Genomic DNA, 21765 nt, shown 5'->3' with positions numbered 1-21765 from the left:
CGCCTGCTCCCGCCGTTCAGCCATCAGAGCATCTCCTCGCCGCCGCCACCGAGCACGATCTGGCCCTCGTCGGCCAGTCGCTTGGCCACCGCCAGGATCTCCTTCTGGGCGTTCTCCACATCGCTGATACGCGCCGGTCCCATGGTCTCCAGGTCGTCGGCCAGCATCTCCGCGGCGCGGCGCGAGAGGTTGCTCATGATCTTGTCCTTGAGCTGCTCGTCGGCGCCCTTGAGCGCCAACACCAGCTGCTCGGTGCTGATCTCGCGCAGGATGGTCTGGATCGCCCGGTCGTCCACCTCGAGCAGGTCCTCGAAGACAAACATGAGCTCCTGGATCTTTTCCGCCAGCTCGACATCGAAGTCGCGGATGTGATCGAGGATGGTGTTCTCGGTACTGGTGTCCAGGTTATTGAGAATGCTGGCGGCGGCGTGCAGCCCGCCGATACTGGAGGACTTCACCCGCTGTTGACCGGAGAACTGCCGCTCCATGATCTCGTCCAGCTCCTTCAGCGCCGCCGGTTGGATGCCGTCCAGGGTGGCCACGCGCATGAGCACATCGTGGCGCACCCGCTCGGACAGCGAATCGAGCACCTCCGCGGCCTGGTCCGACTCCAGGTAGGCCAGCACGATGGCGATGATCTGCGGATGCTCCAGGCGGATCATCTCGGCGATGGTGCGCGGATCCAGCCACTTGAGCTGATCCAGCCCCTGGGTGGAACCGCCCATCAGGATCCGGTCGATAATGCCGCCGGCCTTCTCTTCGCCCAGGGCCTTGTTCAGCACCGAGCGCACATAGTCGTTGGTGCCGATGCCCAGGGCGGTCTGCTCCTGGACCTTACCGACAAAGGAGGTCAGCACGGCGTCCACGTCGTCTCGGGAGACCTGCTCGAGGCCGCTCATACTCTGACCCAGACGCTGGACCTCGCGCGGGCCCAGATGCTTCATGATGTTGGCGGCCTCATCCTCCCCCAGGCTCATCATGAAGACCGCCGCGCGGTCGGTGCCCTTGAGCTTGCTATCGTTTGCCATCGTCTTCCGCCAGCCAGGACTTGATCACGTTCGCCGCCAGCTCCGGCTCGTCATTCACCAGCTTCTTGGCGGCCTCCAGTTTGGCCTCGTAGGGCTTGTGCTGAACGCCCGCCAGCAGTGCCTGTTCGTTGGCGTCCGGCCCGGCGAGCTGCGCCGCGCCCCCGCCACCGCCCTGCTGGGCCAGGCGTGCCTGCTCCTCCGAGGCAGGCGCGCGCAGCGCCTGGTCGCGCTGACGCTGCATGCCCTTGATCATCGGCCGCACCACGAACAGCAGCAGGGCGATGAAGGCCAATGCGGCAATGGCAAAGCGGATCAGCTCGCGGACCCACTCGCGCTCCAGCAGCGGCACCGGCGGCATCGCCTCCACCGGCTCCTCTTCCAAGAAGGCGGCGTTGACCACATTGACGCTGTCACCGCGCGCGGCATCGAAGCCCACGGCTTCCTGCACCAGGGCGTTGATACGGTCCATCTCCTCGTCCGACAACGGTTCGCGCACTGTGTTGCCCTCCTCGTCGGTGGTGATGCGCTCGTCCACCACCACCGCCACCGACACCCGCTGGATGCTGCCGATGGGGTCGCGGACCTGGCGCAGGGTGCGGCTGATCTCGTAGTTGCGGGTCTCGGAGGAGCTGATGTCCACCGGCGGCGGGTTCTCCGGCGCCTCCTCGCCGTCCAACTGCCCGGCCCCCGGGGGCTGGTTGGTGAGCGCGCCGGGCACGCCCATGGCCGCGTCGGCCCCCTGCTGGGTGCGGCGGCCCTGCAGGGCCTCGCTGCGGATCACCCGGCTGTCCGGGTCGTAGAGCTCCTCGGTGCGCTGCTGCTCGGAGAAGTCCAGGCTGGCGTTGACCTGGGCCCGGACCCGGTTGCGGCCAACGAGGGGCGCCAGCAGGTCCTCGATACGACGGACGTAGGTCTCTTCCACCTGGGTCTTGTACTGGAACTGACCGGCGGTGCTGGCCAGCCCGCGGCCCTCGTCGCGGGTGAGCAGGCGGCCGCGCTCATCCACCACGCTCACGTTCTCGTGGGCCAAATCCGGCACGCTGCTGGCCACCATGTGGACGATGGCGTCCACCTGCTCATCGTTCAGCCGCCGGCCCTGAGCCAGGTTGACCACCACCGAGGCCCTCGGCTGCCGGCGGTCGCGGACGAAGACCGACTCGCGGGGCAGGGCCAGGTGGACGCGGGCGGCGTCCACCTGGCGCAGGGTGCCGATGGAACGGGCCAGTTCGGTCTCCAGGGCGCGGTCGAACCGGGCCCCTTCCATGAACTCACTGGTGCCGAAGGCGGAGTCCTCCTGCAGCATCTCGAAACCAAAGCCGGTGCCCCGGGGCAGCCCCTCGGCGGCCAACTGCAGCCGGGCCGGGTGGACCTGATCCGAGGGCACCCGCACGGCTCCCGTACGCTCATCCAGGCGGTAGGGGATGCCCTGCTCCTCCAACTGCTCGATGACGGCGGCGGCGTCCTGATCGTCCAGCTCGCTGAACAGGGTGCGGTAGCTGGGCTCCTGCGCCCAGAGGTACAGCAACACCCCGGCGGCCACGGTGAACAGTAGCACCACCGCCAGCCCCAGGCGCATCACGTTCTGCCGGCCGCCGAAGAGGCCCTCCAATTGGTCCATGCCCGGAATGCGACCGGCGGTGCCCGCACCGGTGCGCCCCGCACTACCGCGCTCGGCGATGGCGCGGCCGCCGCCCTCACTCTCCGTCAATGCCTGGCTTGCCTCAGCCATTGCCTTCCCCGTTCCGTCAAAACGCCGTCAAGATCCCGCTACCGCGGTGCCTAGACCTGCATGTTGGAGACCTCCTGATAGGCCTCCAGCAGGCGGTTGCGGGTCTCCTTGAGGGCCTCGAAGGCCACCCGCGATTTCTGCGTCGCGACCATCACCTCGGTGAGGTTCACCTCCTCGCCCCGGGCGACCGCGTCGGTCATGGCGCTGGAGGTCTGCTGCAGTCCGTTCACGTTCTCCAGTGCCTCGCGCATCAGGCGGGTAAAGTCGGCACCGGGCGCCTCGCCGCGACCCGATACCGGTTCGTTCCCGGCCTGGGCCGCTACCTCGCGCAGTTGCTGCAGGGCCTGGTTGATCTGAAAGCTGTTGTCGACCTTCATGGTGTCGGCCTCCTGAGTGCCTGGCGGAAGCGCGGCTCACGCCTGGCCGTACGCATATTCCGCGCCCGCCTTCGAGGGCACGTGAAAGCCCTCCTTGCGCAACCGGGCCACCCGGTAACGCAGGGTGCGATCGGAGATGCCCAGCTGCTCCGCGGCCTGCTTACGGTTGCCACGGCAGGCCCGGAGGGTGTCCATGATCAGGCGGAACTCCCGCTCGCGCAGGTTATCGCCCAGGGTGGGGGAGGCCCCATCCTTCGGCCGGCCATCGCCGTTCCCCCTGTCCGCGGGTGCCGCCGGCTCATTGGCGCCCCCCTGCACCGGGGCGGCCTGGCGGGCGGGGGCGGCCGGCACCGGTTCGATCACCAGGTCGTCGGCGCTGATCCGGGCCTCGTCCGCCAGGATCATGGCGCGCTGGATGACGTTCTCCAGCTCGCGCACATTGCCGGGCCAGTCGTGACCCAGCAGGCGGCTGCGGGCGGCGTCGTCCAGCCGGGCACCCTCGGGGCCCAATCCGGCGTGTTTGGCGATGAAGGCCTCCGCCAGCGGCAACACATCGTCCAGGCGCTCACGCAGTGGCGGCAGGTGCAGCGGGAAGACGTGAAGCCGGTAGTAGAGGTCCTCGCGGAAGCGGCCGGCGGCCACCTGTTCACGCAGGTCGCGGTTGCTGCTGGCCAGCACCCGGACGTCCAGCGGGATGCTCTCGCTGCCGCAGAGGCGCTCGATCTCCCGCTCCTGCAGCACCCGCAGGAGCTTGGCCTGCAGCCCGGTATCAATCTCCGAGACCTCGTCCAACAGCAGCGTGCCCCCCTGGGCCTGCTCGAATTTACCGGCGTGGCTGCGGTGGGCGCCGGTGAAGGCCCCCTTCTCGAATCCGAACAGCACCGCCTCGATCATCTGTTCGGGGATGGCCGCGCAATTGACCGCCACAAAGGGCCCATCGGCGCGCCCGGAGTGCTCATGGATGTGCCGGGCCAGCATCTCCTTGCCGGTGCCCGACTCGCCGGTAATCAGCACGCTCACGTCCTTCTGGGCCACCCGTCGGGCCATGCGGTAGACCTCGCGGGAACGGGGGTCGCGGGCCACCAGGTCCTGCTCGCGCCCGACCAGCCGGCGCACCGTGTTGACCAGCTCCAGGGAGGAGCAGCCCTCGGCCAGGTACTCGGCGGCACCGGCACGCAGCGCCTGCTTGGCCTCCTCCACCGAAGGCCGGGGGGCCAGCAGCACCAGCGGCGGCGCCGAGGGCAACTGGGCGAGCTGCCGCCACTGGCAGGCCCCGGCACCCCCCTGCACGATCACCAGCGCCAGGCTGCGCCGCTCCAGCAGCCGCTGGGCGTGGGTGTAGTCGGAAACGCCGATGGGCTGGAACCCGGCCTCGCGCAGGAGCAGGCAGCGGCGCCGGCTGAACTCCTGGTCCGTGGTCACGATGAGCACACTGGGTTGCGACATGGTGTTACCTCGTTTTCCTTGCCCGGGTCGGGCCACCGATGACTGTGAGCGGCAAGGAAGCACGGGGCGTGCCAGGGTATGCAGCCTGCTGATTTAACTAGTTCTTTCTGGTAAGCGGAAATGACCTGTCAGACGGCAACATTGTGGCTCGACGAAAAACCGACGGCTTGCCGGCGGGACCGGCGGCCCGCCGTCGCTCAGCGGGCGATGTCGTACTTGCGCAGCTTCTCCACCAGGGTGGTGCGGCGCAGGCTGAGTAGCTTCGCGGCCCGGGCCACGACGCCGTCGGCGTGCTCCAGGGCGTCCTCGATCAGTCGCTGCTCCAACCGCGACAGGGCCGCCTTGAGGTCGACCCCGCCCTTATCCCAATCGACCCCGGTTACGGTATAGCCGGGCTCGGTGACAGGGGCCGTACCGAGCGCTGCTTCGTCGCCCGCCGGCCCGCCGTTGGCCGCTTCGGCGCTGAGGCCCGCCGGTGGTTCCGCCGCCTCGGCCGCACGCAGGAAGGCGGGGATGGCGGCCAAGTCGGGCGGGTCTTCCGTCGCTGGCCCGGCCGCCGGCGCCGCCTCCGCAACCAGCGATGCCTCCGCCGCGCAGGCAGCGGCCACCGCGGCCCCCGCCCCGTCGCGGCCGGCGGTCCCGTGGGCGGCGCTGGCCGCCGGTGTCGGTTTCCCGCCACCTGGGAGGTAAGCCGTTGCCGGGTCCACCGGCACCCCTGCCGCTTCCCGGATACGCACCGGCAAGTCGTCCACCTGCACTGCGTCGTAGGCGCAGAGAATGGCCAGGCGCTCCACCACGTTGGCCAGCTCACGCACGTTGCCGGGCCAGGCGTACTGGCTCAAGCAGGACAGGGCGGAGGCACTGAAGCGCACCGAACCCCGGCCCTCCTCCTCGATCCGGCGCACCAGTTCCTCGATCAGCACCGGGATATCCGAGGGGCGCGCCCGCAGCGGCGGCACCTCGATGGGAAAGACGTTCAGCCGGTAGAAGAGATCCTCGCGGAACTCGTTGTTGCGGATGCTCTCTTCGAGGTCGCGGTGGGTGGCGGCGATCACCCGCACGTCCGCCTCCTGGGTGCGGTTGCTGCCCACCCGCTCGAAGGTGCGCTCCTGGAGCACGCGCAGCAGTTTCACCTGCATGGGCATGCTCATGTCGCCGATCTCATCCAGAAAGATGGTGCCGCCCTTGGCCAGTTCGAAACGGCCCTGGCGGGCGCTGATGGCGCCGGTGAAGGCGCCCTTCTCATGGCCGAACAGCTCGGATTCCAGCAGATCGCCGGGGATGGCCCCGCAGTTGATGGGCACGAAGGGCTTGTCGGCGCGGCCGGAGCGGTAGTGAATATTCTGCGCCACCACCTCCTTGCCGGTGCCCGATTCACCCAGGATCAGCACGCTGGCCTCAGTGTCGGCCACCTGCTCGATCATGCGGCTGACCTGCTGCATGGGCCGGCTCTGGCCCACCAGGCGGGGGGCCCGGCCGCCGGGGCGATCGCGCCGCTCACGGCTGCGCGCGTTCTGGGCCAGGGCCTGCTTAAGCGCGGCGCTGAACTGGGCCTGGCGCAGGGGCAGTTGCAGGGTGCCGAGGACATTGGCCCCGGCGTCCAGGCCGCGCGCCTGACCCTGTTCGGAGATCAGGAAGACGGGCAGCTCCGGCAATTGCTGCCAGAGCACCTCCAGGGCCGCTTGACGGCGTTCGCGCTCACCCTCCGAGGGGATCAGCGCCAGGGCGTAGTGGCGGTTGGGCTCCAGCACCTCCGCCAATTCCCCGTCGGCAGGCCCCCGCACCACCTCATGTTCCAGAAACCGCACCGCCGCCTCCACGGCGTTCGCGCGTCGGCCGTCATCGTCCAGGATCAGCACCTGCACTACGCATCCCCCCAAGGAAAATCCCAGGCAACTAATGCGGGCAGTCTAGTGCTTTCGTATTATCGCCGTCAAAAATACGGCGGACGGTTTAACACTCGCGACAGGTCAGTCACCACGGAAGCGTTGGTAGGCGCGGTTGCCAGCCGCGCCCTTGCGGGCGTCGAGGAGGGTACGGCCCAGCTCCTCCAGCCGCCCTTCCAAAAGGGGGCGCAGTTGGTCGTCCATGTCGGTGATCCGACGCAGCCGGGTCACCAGGGCCTGTTGCAGATCGGGGGCGTGGACAGAGGAAGGATCGATGGCGCGGGCCAACTCACCGCGTCGGGTCTCGCTGGCGACGAGCTCATCCCACCGCTCCGAGCGGGCCAGCTCGAGGCGGCGCCGGGCCAGGTGCTCCAGCTCGATGGCCGCCTCCAGCATCGCCTCGTCGCGGGGCAGGGGCATGATCAGCGCCCGGAGCGTGCGGCGCGCTCCGCCGCCTCCTTGTCACGCAGCTCGGCGGGGATCGCCTGCCAGGCATCGCGGATCTCGTTGAGCAGCTTGGAGACCTCGTCGAGTATGGCCTCGTCGTTGCGGGCGTTGGCCGAGACCAGCCGTCGCTGCATGTAATCATACAGCTCGTCAAGGTTCTGCGCCAGCTCGCCGCCGGCCTTGCGGTCCAGCCCGCCGCGCAGCCCGTCGATAATGGCGATGGCCTTGCCGATAAGCTGGCTCTTGAGGGCGCGATCGCCCTGGTGCAGTGCTCCCTTGGCCTGGGCGAGCCGGTCGATGCCACCATCGAGCAGCATTTCGATGAGCCGGTGCGGATCGGCGTAAGCCGCCCCGCTGTAGGCCCCCACCTGCTGATACTGATCGATTCCGCTGTTCATGGCTGCGTAGCTCATTCCCGCTGCCCTCTGCTGATTGGGTGATTGTCACCCATTGTTAGCGACCATTCATCCCCGGACTTGATAGTGGTGTTTCGGCACCAGTGCCCCGCTCCCCCGGGACAGGGCCACATGCCCTCCCCAGTCACTGCGAGCACGCCCCCACACCCCACCGTCACTGCGAGGAGGCGAAGCCGACGCGGCAGTCTGCCGCCCTGGATCGCCACGGGCCTCCGGCCCTCGCGATGACGGGGGGTGCGCCCCCTGTCACTGCGAGGAGCGAAGCGACGTGGCAGTCTACCCCTCCGGATCGCCACGGGCCTCCGGCCCTCGCGATGACGGGGGGTGCGCCCCCTGTCACTGCGAGGAGCGAAGCGACGCGGCAGTCTACCCCTCCGGATCGCCACGGGCCTCCGGCCCTCGCGATGACGGGGGGTGCGCCCCCTGTCACTGCGAGGAGCGAAGCGACGTGGCAGTCTACCCCTCTGGATCGCCACGGGCCTTCGGCCCTCGCGATGACGGGGGGTGCGCCCCCTGTCACTGCGAGGAGCGAAGCGACGCGGCAGTCTACCGCCCTGGATCGCCACGGGCCTCCGGCCCTCGCGATGACGGGAAAAAAGCCTTCGGCCCTCGCGATCACGGGGATGGCTCCTGTGCCCGACGCGACTATTGCTGATTCAACAGGTTAAGCTGGTTATCCAGGAACTCGCTGGTCTGGTTCATCTGCGCGATCATCGAGTCCATGGCGGAAAACTGGCGGATCAGCCTCGCCTCCAGCTGATCCATCCGCCGGTCCAGGCGCTCCTGCTGTGGCGCCAGGGCGGCGAGCCGGTCCTGCAGTGACTCGGTGCGGCTGTTGATCACGCTGTCCCGGCCGGTGAACTCATCCACGGCGCCTTGCAGGCGCGCGGCCAGCCCGTTCTCCTCGTCCGTGAACAGACGGATGACATCCAGCCGGTTCTCGCTCAGCGCATCATCCAGCCGGGCGTCGTTGATCTCCAGGGTACCGTCCCGGCGGGTGGTGATGCCCAGGTCCGCGAGGGTCTGCACCGGCCCGCCCGCCCCCGGCAGCGGCTCGCTGATCATTTGGCGCAGGCGGGCCTGCACCGAGCGGAGGGTGGAGTCGCCCTTGAGCTCACCCGCCTCGCCGGACTCCGGGTCGAAGGCGTTCAACTCACCCAGGGTCCGCTGCAGGCTGTTGTAGGCCCCGACAAAGTCGCTCACCGCGGAGGCGGCCGACCCGGGCTCCTCCGCCACGTTGATCCGGGCGCTGTCCACCGCGCTGAGCGTGAGGGTGACGCCATCGATCACGCCGCTGATCTCATTGCCGGGCCGGGTGATTCGCAGTCCGTCCACGAACAGTTCGGCGTCCTGCGCAGCGCGCAACTGGGAAAAGTTGTCGCCGGCGCGCACACCATCCTCGTCCGGCTCGGCCAGGTTCTCAGCATCGAATGCCAGCCGCTCCAGCAGCGGGTCGCTGTCCGGGTCGTCGGGATCGACGGTGATCGCCGAGACGGCGTTCTGGTCGCCGGTCTCCCGGCTGGTGATCACCAGCCGCGGGCCCTCGCCGTCGTCCACCACCGAGGCACGCACGTTCTCGCTCTGGTTGTTGATGGCGGCGCGCACGTCCTGCAGGGTGTCAGCCCCTTCCTCCAGTTGAAAGGTCTCGGCGCTGCCGTCCTGGTACTCGATAGTGAAGCTGCCGGTGCCCAGCGAGGTGGTGCCCGCCGAGAAGTCCTCCACGTCCTCGAACAGGTCCGAATTGGTGGCGAGCCGCTGGGCCTGGGCCAGTTGAGTGACGTTGACGTCGTAGCTGCCGGGTGGGGCGTCGCGGCCGGCGGAGACGCTGACCGCCGACTCGTTGTTGCTGGTGGCCACCACGCTGCGGAAGTCGCTCTCAGCGGAGACGTTGCCTAGGGCACCGCCGAAGTCGGTGATGGCCTGCTGCAGCCGGCCCAGCCCGGAGATCTGGGCCTCCAGCCGCGACTCCTGGCGGTCCAGCCGGTTCTGACCGGGCTGGCGCTCGGCCGCCACCAGCTGGTCGACCAGATCGCGGATATCCAGACCCGACCCCACACCCAGGGAACTGATACTTGCCATTGGACCCACCTGCCCTGCTCGGTTGACCGTGCCGGCAGCCTGCGCTGCCCGACCCCGGGCGCAACATACAAAAACCGCGCCAGGCGCCTACGCCTGCTCGCGGACCAACAGCCCCTTGAGCTCTTCTAAATGCTCGGCGATGGCCAGGATCTCCTCCGGCGGGAACTGCCGGACGAGCTCCTCGCTCTGCGAGTCGAACACCTTGACCACCGTCCGACCCGTATCCTCGTCGATGCTGAACTCCAGATCGCGCTGGACCAGTTGCACGAACTCGTTGATGCGATCCACCGCCTCGCCCACCTCCTCGGCGGTCGGGTCGGTGCCCCGCCGCGGGTCCTCCGCCCGCGCCGGGTCGCGGGCCGGCTCGGAGGCCGGCGCCGACTCGGAGGCCGGTCGCGGCGCCGCAGCGCCATCGGTCGCCGGGCGCGCCCCGGCACCCGACACCGCCTCCCGGCCACGGGCGACCGCTGCGCGGATCCCGTCGAGGTTCGGCGTTGTCACAGTGCTGTTGCCATCCATCTCCTGCCTCCTGCCACCGCCGCGGGGCGCGGCAACACCATTGTCAGACCGATCAGTGACCCGACGTCGCGAGGACCCGGGCCCCACCGTCATTGCGGGGACCACCGCGCCAGACCGTCATCGCGAGCGCCGAACGATCTCCCCTGTCATTGCGAGGGCCGCCGACCTTCTCTCCGTCATCGCCTGGGCCGAAGGCCCGTGGCGATCCAGAGGGGTAGACTGCCGCGTCGCTTCGCTCCTCGCAGTGACAGGGGGCGCACCCCCCGTCATCGCGAGGGCCAAAGGCCCGTGGCGATCCAGAGCGGTAGACTGCCACGTCGGCTCCGCCTCCTCGCAGTGACTGGGGCGGCCCATCCCACCGTCATCGCGAGGAGCGAAGCGACGCGGCGATCCATAGGCCTTGGACTGCCACGTCGCTTCGCTCCTCGCAGTGACGGTGGGGGGCGTCGCAGTCCGCCTGACCGTTATAACGGCCCCTTTCCGGATAACTTTAGCCCCCGACGCCAGAAAACCGAACCGACACACACAATAAAGGCCCGAAGCGGCTTCACCGCCCCGGGCCGGAGATGCATGGGTTGATGGGCCCTGGTGCGTGTGCGGACTCAGGCCTGATCGCTGACCAGCAGCCCCCGGACCCGATCCAACTGCTCCGCCAGGGCCAGGATCTCGTCGGCGGGGAACTGGCGCACCAACTCCTCGCTGTTGGTGTCAAACACCCGCACCACGGTGCGACCGGTGTCGTCGTGCACGCTGAACTCCAGATCGCGCTGGACGACCTGCACGAAGTCGTTGATCCGATCCACCGCCTGGCCCACCTGCTCGGCGGCCTTTTCCGCCTGGCGGGCCGTTTCGGCCGCACCGTCGCCCATGCGGGCGGCGGAAACGGCCTCGGCCCCCGCGGGCGCGAGCGAGACCTTCCCCTGGCTCTCGCTGCCCCCCGAGGGCCGAAGCGGCTGCACATTCAGCGTAGACACCTTCATGCTGGCATCCATCTGATCCTCCTCCCCCGATGGCGGGGTCAGAGGCGACCGGGGGCCTTCCCGCCCCGGGTCGCCTCGTCACTCAGATCCCGAAGGGCCGGCTTACTGGAGCAGGGCCAGCACGTTGTTCGGGAGCTGGTTGGCCTGCGCCAGGACCGAGGTGCCAGCCTGCTGCAGGATCTGGCTGCGGGTCAGGGCCGCGGTCTCAGCGGCGAAGTCCGCGTCCAGGATCCGGCTGCGGGAGGCCTCCAGGTTCTCCGAGGTCACCGACAGGTTGGCGACCGTGGACTCGAAGCGGTTCTGGACCGCACCGAGGTCGGCCCGAAGGCTGTTTACCTGGGCGAGGACAAAGTCCATGGACCGGATGGCGTCGGAGGCATTATCACGGGTGGAGATATCTACGCTGGCCAGTGTTTTCTCCTCCCCGTCACCCAGGTTATCCAGACCCAGGTTTCCGACATCCGTACCCTGTACGTCGACCGACTCACCCAGCTGCCCAGTCAACTCAATGGCCCGGGCAAACCCTGCGATATCATCTTCGTTTGCACCGAGATCGGCCCCGTCGACAAAGGTGATCCCCTGCGAATCCGCGCCTTGGGTGAATTGGAGATCAGCCCCGTCCCCACTGAGAACCACTTGGGTGTCATCATCCGGATCGATCTGAGCACTGACCCCACTCACTCCGGCCTCATTGATTGCATCGGCCAGCCTGGTAGCGGCCTCGGTCTGGCTCGCCGTGCCGTCCACGGTGATATCAACCCCATTGAGCGAGAAGGCCAGCCCGGTATTACTGGCAGTGTGCCCACTGGCATCAATGGTGGCTTCGACCTCCAGCGCCCTATCGGCCTCGACGCCGGTATCACCAGAGACGGCGTTGATCGCAGCAACGATGTCATCCACATCCGCGAAACCGTCCTCGGCCTCGATGCCGGACAGATCCACCGCTTCACCGTTGATGGTCAGATCATCGGTGATGTTAAAGCTCGCGGTGGTGGCATTCGCGTTATCCACCAGTTCCGTGAAGTCAATGTCATCACCGGCAAAGAGCTGGGCACCCAGTTGGTCACTGCGGGCATCCACGCCATCCACCGAAATGGTTTGACCACGATTGGCACCCACTTGGAACAGGATCTCCTCCAGGCTGCCGTCCAACACGTTCTGATCGTTGAACTGGGTCGCCTGGGCGATACGCCCGGCCTCCGCAATCAGCTGCTGGACCTCGTTGTTCAACGCCTGGCGGTCCGACGCGGAGTTGGTGTCATTGGCTGCCTGGACGGCCAGCTCACGAATGCGCTGCCCGATGTTCCCGATCTCTTCCAAGGCCCCTTCGGCGGTCTGAGAGAGGGAGATGCCATCGTTGGCGTTCCGGACCGCTTGGTTGTTGCCGTTGATCTGAGCGGTGAATCGCTCGGAGATGGCGAGACCCGCGGCATCATCCTTGGCGCTGTTGATCCTCAGCCCGGACGAGAGCCGCTCCAGCGACACATTCAGTTGGTTCTGCGATGCGTTCAGATTCCGCTGCGCATTAAGAGAAGCGATGTTGGTGTTGATTACCTGTGCCATGGCTCACATCCTCGTTTCCGATGGGGCCATTGATGCCCCGACTGGGTTGCTGACCTGGGGGCGACGCTGGCCGCTATCCTCCCCGTTCGCCCTTTGTAGCGGCAAGCCACCGGAAACCTTTAGCCTTTGGGCGGAAAGAATCTTCCGCTCTCATAGGTTGTTGCTTTCCCAGAAAAAACACACACCAACAAGGAAGCCTGCGAGGCGCAGGAGGCAACGGCCGGACCACGCAGGTAAGACACCTCGGCTTCCCACCGGCAACTCCCTTCCGGCCATGCATCGCCGCCATGGCCGGATATGCAATCCAGCGCCACTTTCCTTTACAGTGCCCGAATACACACCAAGGGATTACTACAGGCTCAACCGGCATGCCCAAACATTCAGCTCCCATCCAGACGTACCGCGCCATCGCCCAAGCACTCAATGCCGGAGATATCCACGGGGCACGGATCCTCTGCGATAAGGCCCTTGAGCGCAACAGCAGCGACGGCTGCGTGCTCACCCTGCACGCCCGCCTCCTCTGGCAAGAGGGACGGCCCGAAGAGGCGCTCTCAGCGTCAAGGGAGGCATTGGATCAAGGGGGGGAAGGCGCAGCCGATGCGGCCGCGATTCACGCACAATTCCTCCTGGAACTCAACCACACCGACGACGCCCTCGGGTTCCTCCGCCGGGCGGCGGAGAAGGCCCCTGAGCACCGTCGCTTGCAAGCCCTCCTCGCGCAGGCCCTGGTCAAGGCCAACCGCCGCGAACAGGCGCGCGACATCCTTGTGGAGCTGATCAAGACGCAACCCGACGCCGATACCTTAAACAGCCTGGGGCACGTCCTGTTCGACCTTGGTGACGGTGAGGCCGGGTTTCAGCAGTTGCAGTTGGCCGGGGTGCTTGAGCCAGGAAATCATGTCCTCTGGTCTAACATACTGATGATGGCCCACTACCTGCCATCTCAAAGTGCCAGGGACCTACGCAAACTGCATGCGCGCTGGTACGCAAACTGCGCCGCCCATCTAGAGACAGAACGCCATTTCGAGCGGGATCGCGACCCGGAGCGCCCACTGCGCATCGGTTTCATTTCCAATGGGTTCCACTCGCATCCCGCCGGCTGGCTCAGCTTCGGTGCGATCAATACCCTTGCCCGGTATTTTGATCACACGCTGCATCTCTACTCCACTGCACCACCCCGACCCAAGGACTTCCTATCACACCGCTTCCAGAACATGACCGGCCACTGGTGCCAAATGGTCCATTGGTCGCAAGAGGCCATCCATGCGCAACTGTTGAAGGACCGACTCGACATCCTGGTGGACATGACCGGACACAGTGGGTATTCGGCACTGTCCGCCATAGCGAGAAGGGCCGCCCCGGTTCAAGTCAAATGGGTCGGCGGGCTCTTCAACACCTCAGCAGTGCCAACCATCGATTACCTGCTCACCGATTGGATGGAGACCCCGGAAGGGGTCGAAGAGTTTTATACCGAAAAGCTGATCCGGCTGCCAACGGGGTATGTCACCTATGCCCCACCCCCTTACCTGCCGGACATCGCCCCATTACCCGCAAAGGAGAATGGGTACATCACATTCGCGTGCATGAACAACCTGCATAAGGTCAACCGGGAAATCGCCGGCGTCTGGGCAGGGATCCTGAAAGCAGTTCCGGACAGCCGCCTGCTTATCAAGGACAAGAAGCTATCCGACCCCGGCGCCCGGAAGCAGCTTTGGCACATGCTGGTGGAGGCGGGGGTTCCGGACACAAGGCTGATCCTGGAGGAGGGAGCGCCCCACCGGTACCTGCTAGAGACCTATCATCGGGTGGACATCGCCCTTGACCCCTGGCCTTATTCCGGCGGGTTGACGACTATTGAGGGGTTATACATGGGGGTGCCGGTGATCACGTGCCCCGGACCAACTTTTGCGGGCCGTCATGCCGCCAGTCACCTTCACAACTCAGGCCTGGACCAGTTCATCGCCGCCGATTTCCACGACTACAAGCAGATCGCCGTTGAGACGGCGGGTGACATCGAAAAGCTGGAAGCACTGCGCGCGGGACTGCGGAAACAGTGCCAGAACTCTCCGCTGGGGAATCACGCCCAATTTGCCACCAACCTGGACCGGGCCTTCCGGACCATCTGGCGGCGGTGGTGCGCCGACGCCCAACCGGCACACCTGCATTTCTCCAAGCCGGCGCGCATCCCGTCCCATATCACGGCCCGAATGAAGGCCGAGTTGCAGGACCGGGATTCGCAACGAGCCGGGAACAGCAGAACGGCACCTCGCTTCAGGCTGGCTGGCTTGGAGGCTGCGGCAATACAGCAGCCCAATGACCGGGATGAAACAAACGGCGATGTCGCACCCACCTTGCCATCGGAAGCAGTCAAAGCCACGGTCACTGGTCCCGACAATCAGTCCCGTTCTTTATTGATCCCCAAGGGGGAAACCTTCCGCCTGAAAAACATCTTCGAAGAGGAGGAGTACGCGCTGCCAGCGGGTTTCCACATATCGCCTGAGATGGTGGTAGTGGATGTCGGTGCGAACATCGGCGCGTTCGCCTTGTACGCGGACCTTTGGTCACCACACTGCATCGTCCATTGTTTCGAGCCCAACCCCCAGGTCCTGCCGCTGCTCGAGCGCAATAAACAGGAAGCGCGGGGCACCATCCAGATCCATCCGTTCGCACTGTCCGACGAAGATGGCGAGCTGACCCTTTGGCAGCACCCCAGGAACACGGGGGAGACCTCACTGGCGAGACGCTCGGATGGCGCGACCCAAGTCCAAGTGCCCGTCCGAAACGCGCTGGATGCGCTGACCGCGGCGGGAGTGGATCATATCGATGTCCTGAAGATCGATACCGAAGGTTCAGAGGTCCCCGTTGTGCAGACACTCGTACCGTTTCTGCCGAAAGTATCGATCGTCATGCTCGAATACCACAGCGAGGCCGACCGACGAGCACTGGACCGTCTGCTCTCCGATTTTCAGCTTTATGACTGCACCGTAATGGGTGCCAGCGGCGTGGGAACCGTCAAATATTTCAACAACGCCCTGAAGCAGAGTAAAGTGTAACCACCGGCAACATCAGAAAAGGCCCGGGGAGGCGTATGCCACCCGGGCCAAGTACTGCCGCTTGAGGTTCGGTCTGGCGTTGGTTTACTGCAGCAGGTTGAGGACGTTGTTGGGTAGCTGGTTGGCCTGCGCCAGCACCGAGGTACCGGCCTGCTGCAGGATCTGGCCGCGGGTCAGTGCGGCGGTCTCGGCGGCGAAGTCGGCATCCATGATGCGGCTGCGCGAGGCGCTGAGGTTCTCCGAGGTGATGGTCAGGTTGGCGGTGGTGGCCTCGAAGCGGTTCTGTACCGCACCCAGGTCGGCGCGGATGCCGTTGATCTCCTGCAGGGCGATGTCCACCGTGCGGATGGCGTCCTGCGCCTCGCCGCGGGTGGCGACACTGACGGTGTCCGCGCTGAAGGTCTCGAAGCGATCGGCGCCACCGACCAGACCCAGGCGCTGAAGGAGATCCCCATCGCTGTCATCGGCAATCACCGGAGGGTCGGCCTCCAGGGGCACCCGTAGGTCGAAGCCACGCTCGAAGGTCAACTCGGTCCGGAGGTCGTCATTCTCATCGAAAAAGACGGTTTCCTCACCGAAATCCGTGGTGGTTGCCTCAAACAGGTCGGCATTGACATCCGTAACCCGGATCGACTCCTGATCCGCCTGGCTCTCAAGGACGAGTTCCCCGTCCACGTCCACCGCCGACACGCCGGTCAACGGCGTATAGGCATTGATCCGCTCCGCCAACGCCTGCGGATTGTCGATGCCCGCCCCGGCCTCCGAGAAGACATTGACCCCATTGATGGTCATCAGCTGCACCGGGTCGGGATCCGCGGTAAACGAGATCTCATCCTCACTTAGCCCCGTTTCCGCAACGATGGACCCACCGGAGGTCTGGAAGGCCTGCACCCCCGTCTCGGAGAAGTTGTCGTTGATTCGGCTGATCACATCGCTGATGTTCTCGGCACCATCCATATCGATGGTCACCCCGGCAATGGAGAGCTCTCCACCCTCGGACAAGGTGTTGGTGGCCACCGCACCGGAGTCTGCCACCTGCGCCCCCAGCGACTGGGCCCGGGCATCCACCCCGTCCACCGAGATGATCTGCCCCCGGTTGGCGCCCACCTGGAAGATCAGGTCGCTGAGCGAGCCGTCCAGGATGTTCTGGTTGTTGAACTGGGTGGAGGCGGCAATGCGGCTGATCTCGCGGATGGCCTGCTGCACCTCCTGGTCCAGGGCATCGCGATCGGAGGCGGAGTTGGTGTCATTGGACGCCTGCACCGCCAGCTCGCGGATCCGCTGCAGCAGGTTGGTGCTCTCGTCCAGTGCCCCCTCCGCGGTCTGGGCAAAGGAGATGCCGTCGTTGGCATTCCGCACGGCCTGGTCCAGGCCGTTGATCTGCGATGTAAAGCGGCTGCTGATGGCCAGCCCCGCCGCGTCGTCCTTGGCGCTGTTGATCCGCAGTCCCGAGCTCAGCCGCTCCAGGGCCACGCCCAACTGGCCCTGACTGGCGTTGAGATTGCGCTGGGCGTTCAGGGAAGCGATGTTGGTGTTGATGACCTGTGCCATGACGTTCACCCCTCAAGCATCGATTGCGGCTGTGCCGCTTGTTGTCAGTGACGGGCCCATGCCAGCCGGCCCGACCTCCGTGCACTCAGGCTAACGACCGGGCGCGGGAGTGCTTGATTGGGGGTGGTTTTTCGGCAGAAAGCGGCAAGCACGAACCGACCCGGCCGAAAAAACGGCAAGGCCCTGCCGCTCGAACGCGCCCAGCAGCGGTTCTTTGCGCCAGATCAGCGTCGTCACCCTGACACCTCTGGCATAATGAAACGTGAATTCTTATAACGCGTAAGCGGAGACGCTCACCCGATGAAAACACACTCCCTCTCCCTGGCACTCACCGGCAGCGGCGGTACGGGGGTCATGACCGCCGGGCAGATCCTGCTGGACGCGGCGGCGCAGGCCGGCTGGTACGGGTTGATGACCCGCTCCTTCGGCCCGCAGATCCGCGGCGGCGAGGCGGCGGCAATCCTGCGCCTGGCCCACCAGCCGGTGGGATGCCAGGACGACCAACTGGATCTCTTACTCGCCTTCGACTGGGGCAACATCGAGCGCTTTATCGCCGAACTGCCCCTGGGCGGCGACAGCGTGGTCATCGCCGACCCCTCCCAGGGCGACGTCCCGGAGGTGGTGGTGCGCACCGGCGCCAGCCAGTCCATGATCCCCATCAAGGAGGTCACCAAAGGCGTCAAGGGCGGCCGGGCGAACATGGTGGGCCTGGGCCTGGTGGCCGAACTGATCGGGCTACCCGAGGAGGCCCTGCTCCGCACCCTGCAGAAGGTGTTGGGCCGCAAGGGCGAGGAAGCGCTGGCAACGGCACAGGCTTGCCTGAGCGCCGGCCGGGCGCAGGCGGACACGGTGGGTGTGGACCTGCGCCTGGCGTCGAACGGCACAGCGCAGGGAGAGCGGTGGGCGCTGTCCGGCAACGAGGCCGCCGGCATGGGGGCGGTGCGCGGCGGGGTGCGCTTCAGCGCGGCCTACCCCATCACCCCCTCCACCGACGTCGTCGAGTGGCTGGCCCCGACCCTGCCCCGGGTGGGCGGCTGCCTGGTGCAGGCGGAGGACGAACTCTCCGCCATCAATATGTGTATCGGGGCCAGTTTCGGCGGCACTCCCGCGCTCACCGCCACCTCGGGCCCGGGGCTGTCGCTGATGGTGGAATCGCTGGGTCTCGCGGTGGCCTCGGAGACGCCGGTGGTGGTGGTCAACGTGATGCGGGGCGGCCCCTCCACCGGCATCCCGACCAAGTCCGAGCAGGCCGACCTGAACATCGCCCTCTACGGCCTGCATGGCGACGCCCCGCACCTGGTGGTCGCCGCCAACGGCATCGCCGACTGCCTGGCCGCCACCCAGTGGGCCGTACACCTGGCCGAGGCCCTGCAGAGCCCGGCCATCGTGCTCAGCGACCAGGCCCTGGGCCAGGCGCGCGCAGTCATCGACCGTCCGCAGCGGGTGGATTATCGGGCCCAGCGCAAGACGGCCGACCGGCCGGGCGAGGGCTACCTTCGCTACGCCATCACCGAGGATGGGGTCTCACCCATGGCCATTCCAGGCACCCCCTGCGGCGAGTACACCGCCGACGGGCTGGAGCACGCCGAGCGCGGCACCCCCTCCACCCAGGCCTCCCACCACCAGGCGCAGTTGGACAAGCGGCTGCGCAAGCTCACCGGCCACGACTACGGTGCCTATTGGGCCGACATCGAGGGCGACGGCGAGCTGGCGGTGATCACCTGGGGCTCCAGCACCAGCCCCGTCCGCGAGGCGCTGGAGCGGGCACAGGCCGAGGGCATTACGGCCCGGATGGTCTCCGTCCGGCTACTCTCACCGGCGCAGCCCGAGGCCCTGGCCGCGGCCCTGGACGGCGTCAGCCGGCTGCTGGTGGTGGAGCAGAGCCACGACGGCCAGTTCCACCGCTACCTGCGCGCCCACTACGACCTGCCCGGCACCGTCCGGGCCTTTCACCACCCCGGGCCGCTGCCCATCCGGCCGGGTGAGGTTCTGGAACAGCTGCGCCAACTGGCGCAACAGGAGGCGGCATGAGCACCTGTGCAGACCACGCGAGACCCTCGGTCCTCAAGGCCAAGGACTATAAATCGGACATCAAACCGGTCTGGTGCCCGGGCTGCGGCGACTTCGGCGTGCTTAACGCCATCACCAAGGCGCTGGCGGCCCTCGCCCTGCCCCGCGAGCAGGTGGCCTTCGTCTCCGGGATCGGCTGCTCATCGCGCATACCGGCCTACTCCAGCGTCTACGGCTTTCACGGCGTGCACGGCCGCGCGCTGCCGGTGGCCACGGGGCTGGCAGTCAGTCGCCCGGACCTGACGGTGCTGGCCGCCGGCGGTGACGGCGACGGCTTCTCTATCGGCGGCAACCACTTCCTGCACGCCTGCCGGCGCAACGTCAATATGACCTACCTGGTCATGGACAACGCCGTCTATGGCATGACCAAGGGGCAGGCCTCGCCCACCACCGAGCCCGACTGGACCGGCAGCCAGCTCACTCCGGAGGGCCCCGGGCTGGCCCAGTTCCAACCGCTGGAGATCGCCCTGTCGGCGGGTGCCCCCTATATCGCCCGCTGTTTCTCCGGCAATCCCAACGGCCTGGCGAAACTGATCAGCGAGGCGCTCCAGTTCCCCGGCTTCGCCTTCATCCAGGTGTTGAGCCCCTGCGTGACCTACCGGCCGGAGCAGAAGGATTACAAGAAGATTGTTCACCCCGACTTCGAAGCGACCGGCGACCGCCGCGAGGCCTTCCTGCAGCTGATGGACGATGACGGCTTCACCACCGGGGTACTCTACCGGGCCGACAGGCCGGCATTCCGGCCGGAACAGGCGAAGGCCGCCGACCTGGACACCATCGAACAGCAATTCAGGGTGGCATGATGGATACGGTACGCACCTTTCTGGCCCACGCCGTGGTACTGGAGAATGACGCAGCGGAACGCTACGACGAGCTGGCTGACGCCATGGAGACCCACAACAACCCGGAGGTGTGCGAGCTGTTCCGGCGCATGGCGGGCTACTCTCGGCTGCACCTGCAGGAGGCCACCGAGCACGCTGAGAAACACGCCGGCGGCCTGCCCGACCTCAAACCGTGGGAGTTCCAGTGGCCGGGCGAGGAAAGCCCCGAGTCGGGGGAGCTGGACCAGAGCCACTACCTGATGACCGTGCACCACGCCCTCAAGCTGGCGCTGGCCGCCGAGACCGGGGCCCGCGACTTCTACGGCCAAGTGGCCCGCAGCACCCGAAACGACGAGGTGCGGGCCCTGGCCGAGGAGTTCACGGCCGAGGAGGCGGAGCACGCCGAGCTCATCGAGGAGTGGCTCAAACGCTATCCGGCCCCGGAGGAGGGCTGGGATGAGGACCCGGACCCACCGGCACCGGCCGACTGAGCCCCGGCGGTCTGCCCCGCCAGCGGGGGCTCCGGGCCGTCATCCGGCCGGGCCGCGCCACGCTTGGGCGGCCCGGGGATGAAGGCGTTGGTGCGCGCCATGTAGTCGCGATAGCCCTCACGGGTGGCCTGCAGCCGCTCCTCCAGCAGGGGCACCCCGGAAAAGCGCAGCAGGAGCCAGGTCATGAGTACCGGCGAGACCACCGTCCACCAACCGCCGGCGGCCAGCGCCACCAGGAAGAGGCCCCACCAGACCAGGCATTCGCCAAAGTAGTTGGGGTGGCGGCTATAACGCCACAGGCCCTGGTCACACACCCCCACCCCGCCGGACTCGCTGCGGAACCGCGCCAGCTGCCAGTCCGCCACGGTCTCGTAGACCAGCCCCACCAGCCAGACCAGTACACCGAGCCAGAGCAGCACGCTGGTCAGCGGTGCCGGGTCGCGCAGGGCGACCACCAGCGGCAGCGCCACCACCCAGAGGATCGCCCCCTGCAGCAGAAAGACGTTGCGCAGGCTGAGCCAGCGGAAGGCCTCGCCATGGTAGTTCCGCATGGCGGCGTAACGGGGGTCCTCTCCGGTGCCCCAGTTGCGCCAGGTGACGTAGACCGTGTAGCGCACCGCCCACAGGACCGCCATCAGCAGCGGCAGCCAGGCGCCCGCCGGGGCCGCCGCCTCCAGGTACCAGAACAGCCCCAACAGCACAAAGCCCGCGCCCCAGAAGCGGTCCACCAGGCTGACATCGTCATGGGTAAGGGTGTCCAGCCAGATGGCGACCATCATCACCAGCACAAGGGGCAGGCCCGCCAGGGCAGCGCCCAGCGTGGTTTCAAACATGGCTAATCCTCGCTTGACTCGACAGACTGGAGCATCCCGCCCTGGGGCGCACTGTCTCCAGGTTATAACTTATGCCCTAGTGCTTCACAAACCGCCATCGCGAGGGCCGAAGCCATTCCCACCGTCATCGCGAGGGCCGAAGGCCCGTGGCGATCCAGAGCGGTAGACTGCCACGTCGCTACGCTCCTCGCAGTGACATTGGGGGCGCCACCCCCGTCATTGCGAGGAGCGCAGCGACGTGGCAATCCACACGCCGCCTGGACTGCCGCGTCCCCTTCGGGGACTCGCAGTGACGGTGGGGGCCCACCCCCGTCATTGCGAGGAGCGCAGCGACGTGGCAATCCATACGCCGCCCTGGACTGCCGCGCCCCTGCGGGGCTCCCAGTGACACGTAGCTCGCCACCCGATGGCGAATGACGCTTTGTCCAGCAGTACCCTAATTGAAGCCCAAGAGTTCCGTCGGCACCAGTATCCGG

General features: G+C 66.9%; 17 protein-coding genes. 4 read left to right on the top strand and 13 right to left on the bottom strand.

From position 1 onward, the window contains the following. Positions 1-23 precede the first annotated feature (23 nt). The 11 genes from fliG to MLG_RS03610 all read right to left on the bottom strand — a co-directional run bounded on the left by fliG (position 24) and on the right by MLG_RS03610 (position 12470). On the bottom strand, positions 24-1028 hold the full coding sequence (fliG, locus tag MLG_RS03660; protein ID WP_011628459.1) for a flagellar motor switch protein FliG: 1005 nt from the start codon (positions 1026-1028) through the stop codon (positions 24-26). Beyond that, a complete protein-coding gene (gene fliF / locus MLG_RS03655) occupies positions 1015-2757 on the bottom strand; it encodes a flagellar basal-body MS-ring/collar protein FliF (RefSeq protein ID WP_011628458.1) in 1743 nt (580 codons plus the stop codon). Before fliF ends, fliG begins: the two co-directional genes overlap by 14 nt. Positions 2758-2807: 50 nt before the next feature. Continuing rightward, positions 2808-3134, bottom strand: a complete 327-nt coding sequence (fliE, locus tag MLG_RS03650; RefSeq protein ID WP_011628457.1) for a flagellar hook-basal body complex protein FliE — start codon at positions 3132-3134, stop codon at positions 2808-2810. Positions 3135-3170: 36 nt separating this feature from the next. After that, on the bottom strand, positions 3171-4580 hold the full coding sequence (locus tag MLG_RS03645) for a sigma-54-dependent transcriptional regulator (RefSeq protein WP_011628456.1): 1410 nt from the start codon (positions 4578-4580) through the stop codon (positions 3171-3173). Between the two features lie 197 nt (positions 4581-4777). Further along, complete coding sequence (locus MLG_RS03640; protein ID WP_232209281.1) at positions 4778-6445, bottom strand: sigma-54 interaction domain-containing protein; 1668 nt, start codon at positions 6443-6445, stop codon at positions 4778-4780. Positions 6446-6550: 105 nt separating this feature from the next. Next, positions 6551-6886, bottom strand: a complete 336-nt coding sequence (locus tag MLG_RS03635; RefSeq protein WP_011628454.1) for a flagellar protein FliT — start codon at positions 6884-6886, stop codon at positions 6551-6553. A gap of 2 nt (positions 6887-6888) precedes the next feature. Continuing rightward, positions 6889-7326: a flagellar export chaperone FliS gene (fliS, locus tag MLG_RS03630; protein WP_011628453.1), complete on the bottom strand. Its 438-nt coding sequence runs from the start codon at positions 7324-7326 to the stop codon at positions 6889-6891. Positions 7327-7974: 648 nt separating this feature from the next. Continuing rightward, positions 7975-9408, bottom strand: coding sequence for a flagellar filament capping protein FliD (fliD, locus tag MLG_RS03625; RefSeq protein ID WP_011628452.1), 1434 nt, complete (start codon positions 9406-9408; stop codon positions 7975-7977). Between the two features lie 87 nt (positions 9409-9495). Beyond that, a complete protein-coding gene (locus MLG_RS14700) occupies positions 9496-9927 on the bottom strand; it encodes a flagellar protein FlaG (RefSeq protein ID WP_011628451.1) in 432 nt (143 codons plus the stop codon). A 602-nt stretch (positions 9928-10529) separates the two neighbouring features. Then, entirely contained in the window at positions 10530-10919 is a 390-nt protein-coding gene (locus tag MLG_RS03615) for a flagellar protein FlaG (protein ID WP_011628450.1), read from the bottom strand. Positions 10920-11009: 90 nt separating this feature from the next. Next, positions 11010-12470, bottom strand: a complete 1461-nt coding sequence (locus MLG_RS03610) for a flagellin N-terminal helical domain-containing protein (protein ID WP_011628449.1) — start codon at positions 12468-12470, stop codon at positions 11010-11012. Positions 12471-12838: 368 nt separating this feature from the next. On the opposite strand from MLG_RS03610, the gene MLG_RS14695 reads away from it, so the two are divergent. Beyond that, positions 12839-15523 (top strand): FkbM family methyltransferase, encoded by a 2685-nt coding sequence (locus MLG_RS14695; RefSeq protein WP_049753511.1) that lies wholly within the window; start codon positions 12839-12841, stop codon positions 15521-15523. A gap of 84 nt (positions 15524-15607) precedes the next feature. Here the strand turns inward: MLG_RS14695 and MLG_RS03600 are convergent, their stop codons facing one another. Then, a complete protein-coding gene (locus MLG_RS03600; RefSeq protein WP_011628447.1) occupies positions 15608-17074 on the bottom strand; it encodes a flagellin in 1467 nt (488 codons plus the stop codon). A gap of 300 nt (positions 17075-17374) precedes the next feature. On the opposite strand from MLG_RS03600, the gene MLG_RS03595 reads away from it, so the two are divergent. Genes MLG_RS03595 through MLG_RS03585 form a run of 3 tightly spaced genes read left to right on the top strand, consistent with a single transcriptional unit; the run spans position 17375 to position 20456 of the window. Beyond that, the gene (locus tag MLG_RS03595; RefSeq protein ID WP_011628446.1) at positions 17375-19105 is read left to right on the top strand and encodes a 2-oxoacid:acceptor oxidoreductase subunit alpha; all 1731 of its coding nucleotides are present in this window, start codon (positions 17375-17377) and stop codon (positions 19103-19105) included. Then, the gene (locus MLG_RS03590) at positions 19102-19947 is read left to right on the top strand and encodes a 2-oxoacid:ferredoxin oxidoreductase subunit beta (protein WP_011628445.1); all 846 of its coding nucleotides are present in this window, start codon (positions 19102-19104) and stop codon (positions 19945-19947) included. Before MLG_RS03595 ends, MLG_RS03590 begins: the two co-directional genes overlap by 4 nt. Next, positions 19947-20456 carry a ferritin-like domain-containing protein gene (locus MLG_RS03585; protein WP_041717891.1) on the top strand — a complete coding sequence of 170 codons (510 nt, stop codon included), beginning with the start codon at positions 19947-19949 and terminating at the stop codon, positions 20454-20456. Before MLG_RS03590 ends, MLG_RS03585 begins: the two co-directional genes overlap by 1 nt. On the opposite strand, the gene MLG_RS03580 is transcribed toward MLG_RS03585, so the two are convergent. Beyond that, positions 20396-21289 (bottom strand): DUF1295 domain-containing protein, encoded by an 894-nt coding sequence (locus tag MLG_RS03580; protein WP_011628443.1) that lies wholly within the window; start codon positions 21287-21289, stop codon positions 20396-20398. The genes MLG_RS03585 and MLG_RS03580 overlap by 61 nt on opposite strands. Between the last annotated feature and the right edge of the window lie 476 nt (positions 21290-21765).

Origin of the sequence: Alkalilimnicola ehrlichii MLHE-1 (assembly GCF_000014785.1) — a bacterium.
GTDB lineage: Bacteria > Pseudomonadota > Gammaproteobacteria > Nitrococcales > Halorhodospiraceae > Alkalilimnicola > Alkalilimnicola ehrlichii.
This window is presented reverse-complemented; position numbering and strand designations above follow the sequence as displayed.

What these genes read in the sequence shown, in the direction of transcription:
- fliG (WP_011628459.1), bottom strand. Translation starts at nt 1,028, where the DNA reads ATGGCAAACGATAGCAAGCTCAAGGGCACCGACCGCGCGGCGGTCTTC.
- fliF (WP_011628458.1), bottom strand. Translation starts at nt 2,757, where the DNA reads ATGGCTGAGGCAAGCCAGGCATTGACGGAGAGTGAGGGCGGCGGCCGC.
- fliE (WP_011628457.1), bottom strand. Translation starts at nt 3,134, where the DNA reads ATGAAGGTCGACAACAGCTTTCAGATCAACCAGGCCCTGCAGCAACTG.
- MLG_RS03645 (WP_011628456.1), bottom strand. Translation starts at nt 4,580, where the DNA reads ATGTCGCAACCCAGTGTGCTCATCGTGACCACGGACCAGGAGTTCAGC.
- MLG_RS03635 (WP_011628454.1), bottom strand. Translation starts at nt 6,886, where the DNA reads ATGCCCCTGCCCCGCGACGAGGCGATGCTGGAGGCGGCCATCGAGCTG.
- fliS (WP_011628453.1), bottom strand. Translation starts at nt 7,326, where the DNA reads ATGAGCTACGCAGCCATGAACAGCGGAATCGATCAGTATCAGCAGGTG.
- fliD (WP_011628452.1), bottom strand. Translation starts at nt 9,408, where the DNA reads ATGGCAAGTATCAGTTCCCTGGGTGTGGGGTCGGGTCTGGATATCCGC.
- MLG_RS14700 (WP_011628451.1), bottom strand. Translation starts at nt 9,927, where the DNA reads ATGGATGGCAACAGCACTGTGACAACGCCGAACCTCGACGGGATCCGC.
- MLG_RS03615 (WP_011628450.1), bottom strand. Translation starts at nt 10,919, where the DNA reads ATGGATGCCAGCATGAAGGTGTCTACGCTGAATGTGCAGCCGCTTCGG.
- MLG_RS03610 (WP_011628449.1), bottom strand. Translation starts at nt 12,470, where the DNA reads ATGGCACAGGTAATCAACACCAACATCGCTTCTCTTAATGCGCAGCGG.
- MLG_RS14695 (WP_049753511.1), top strand. Translation starts at nt 12,839, where the DNA reads ATGCCCAAACATTCAGCTCCCATCCAGACGTACCGCGCCATCGCCCAA.
- MLG_RS03600 (WP_011628447.1), bottom strand. Translation starts at nt 17,074, where the DNA reads ATGGCACAGGTCATCAACACCAACATCGCTTCCCTGAACGCCCAGCGC.
- MLG_RS03595 (WP_011628446.1), top strand. Translation starts at nt 17,375, where the DNA reads ATGAAAACACACTCCCTCTCCCTGGCACTCACCGGCAGCGGCGGTACG.
- MLG_RS03590 (WP_011628445.1), top strand. Translation starts at nt 19,102, where the DNA reads ATGAGCACCTGTGCAGACCACGCGAGACCCTCGGTCCTCAAGGCCAAG.
- MLG_RS03585 (WP_041717891.1), top strand. Translation starts at nt 19,947, where the DNA reads ATGGATACGGTACGCACCTTTCTGGCCCACGCCGTGGTACTGGAGAAT.
- MLG_RS03580 (WP_011628443.1), bottom strand. Translation starts at nt 21,289, where the DNA reads ATGTTTGAAACCACGCTGGGCGCTGCCCTGGCGGGCCTGCCCCTTGTG.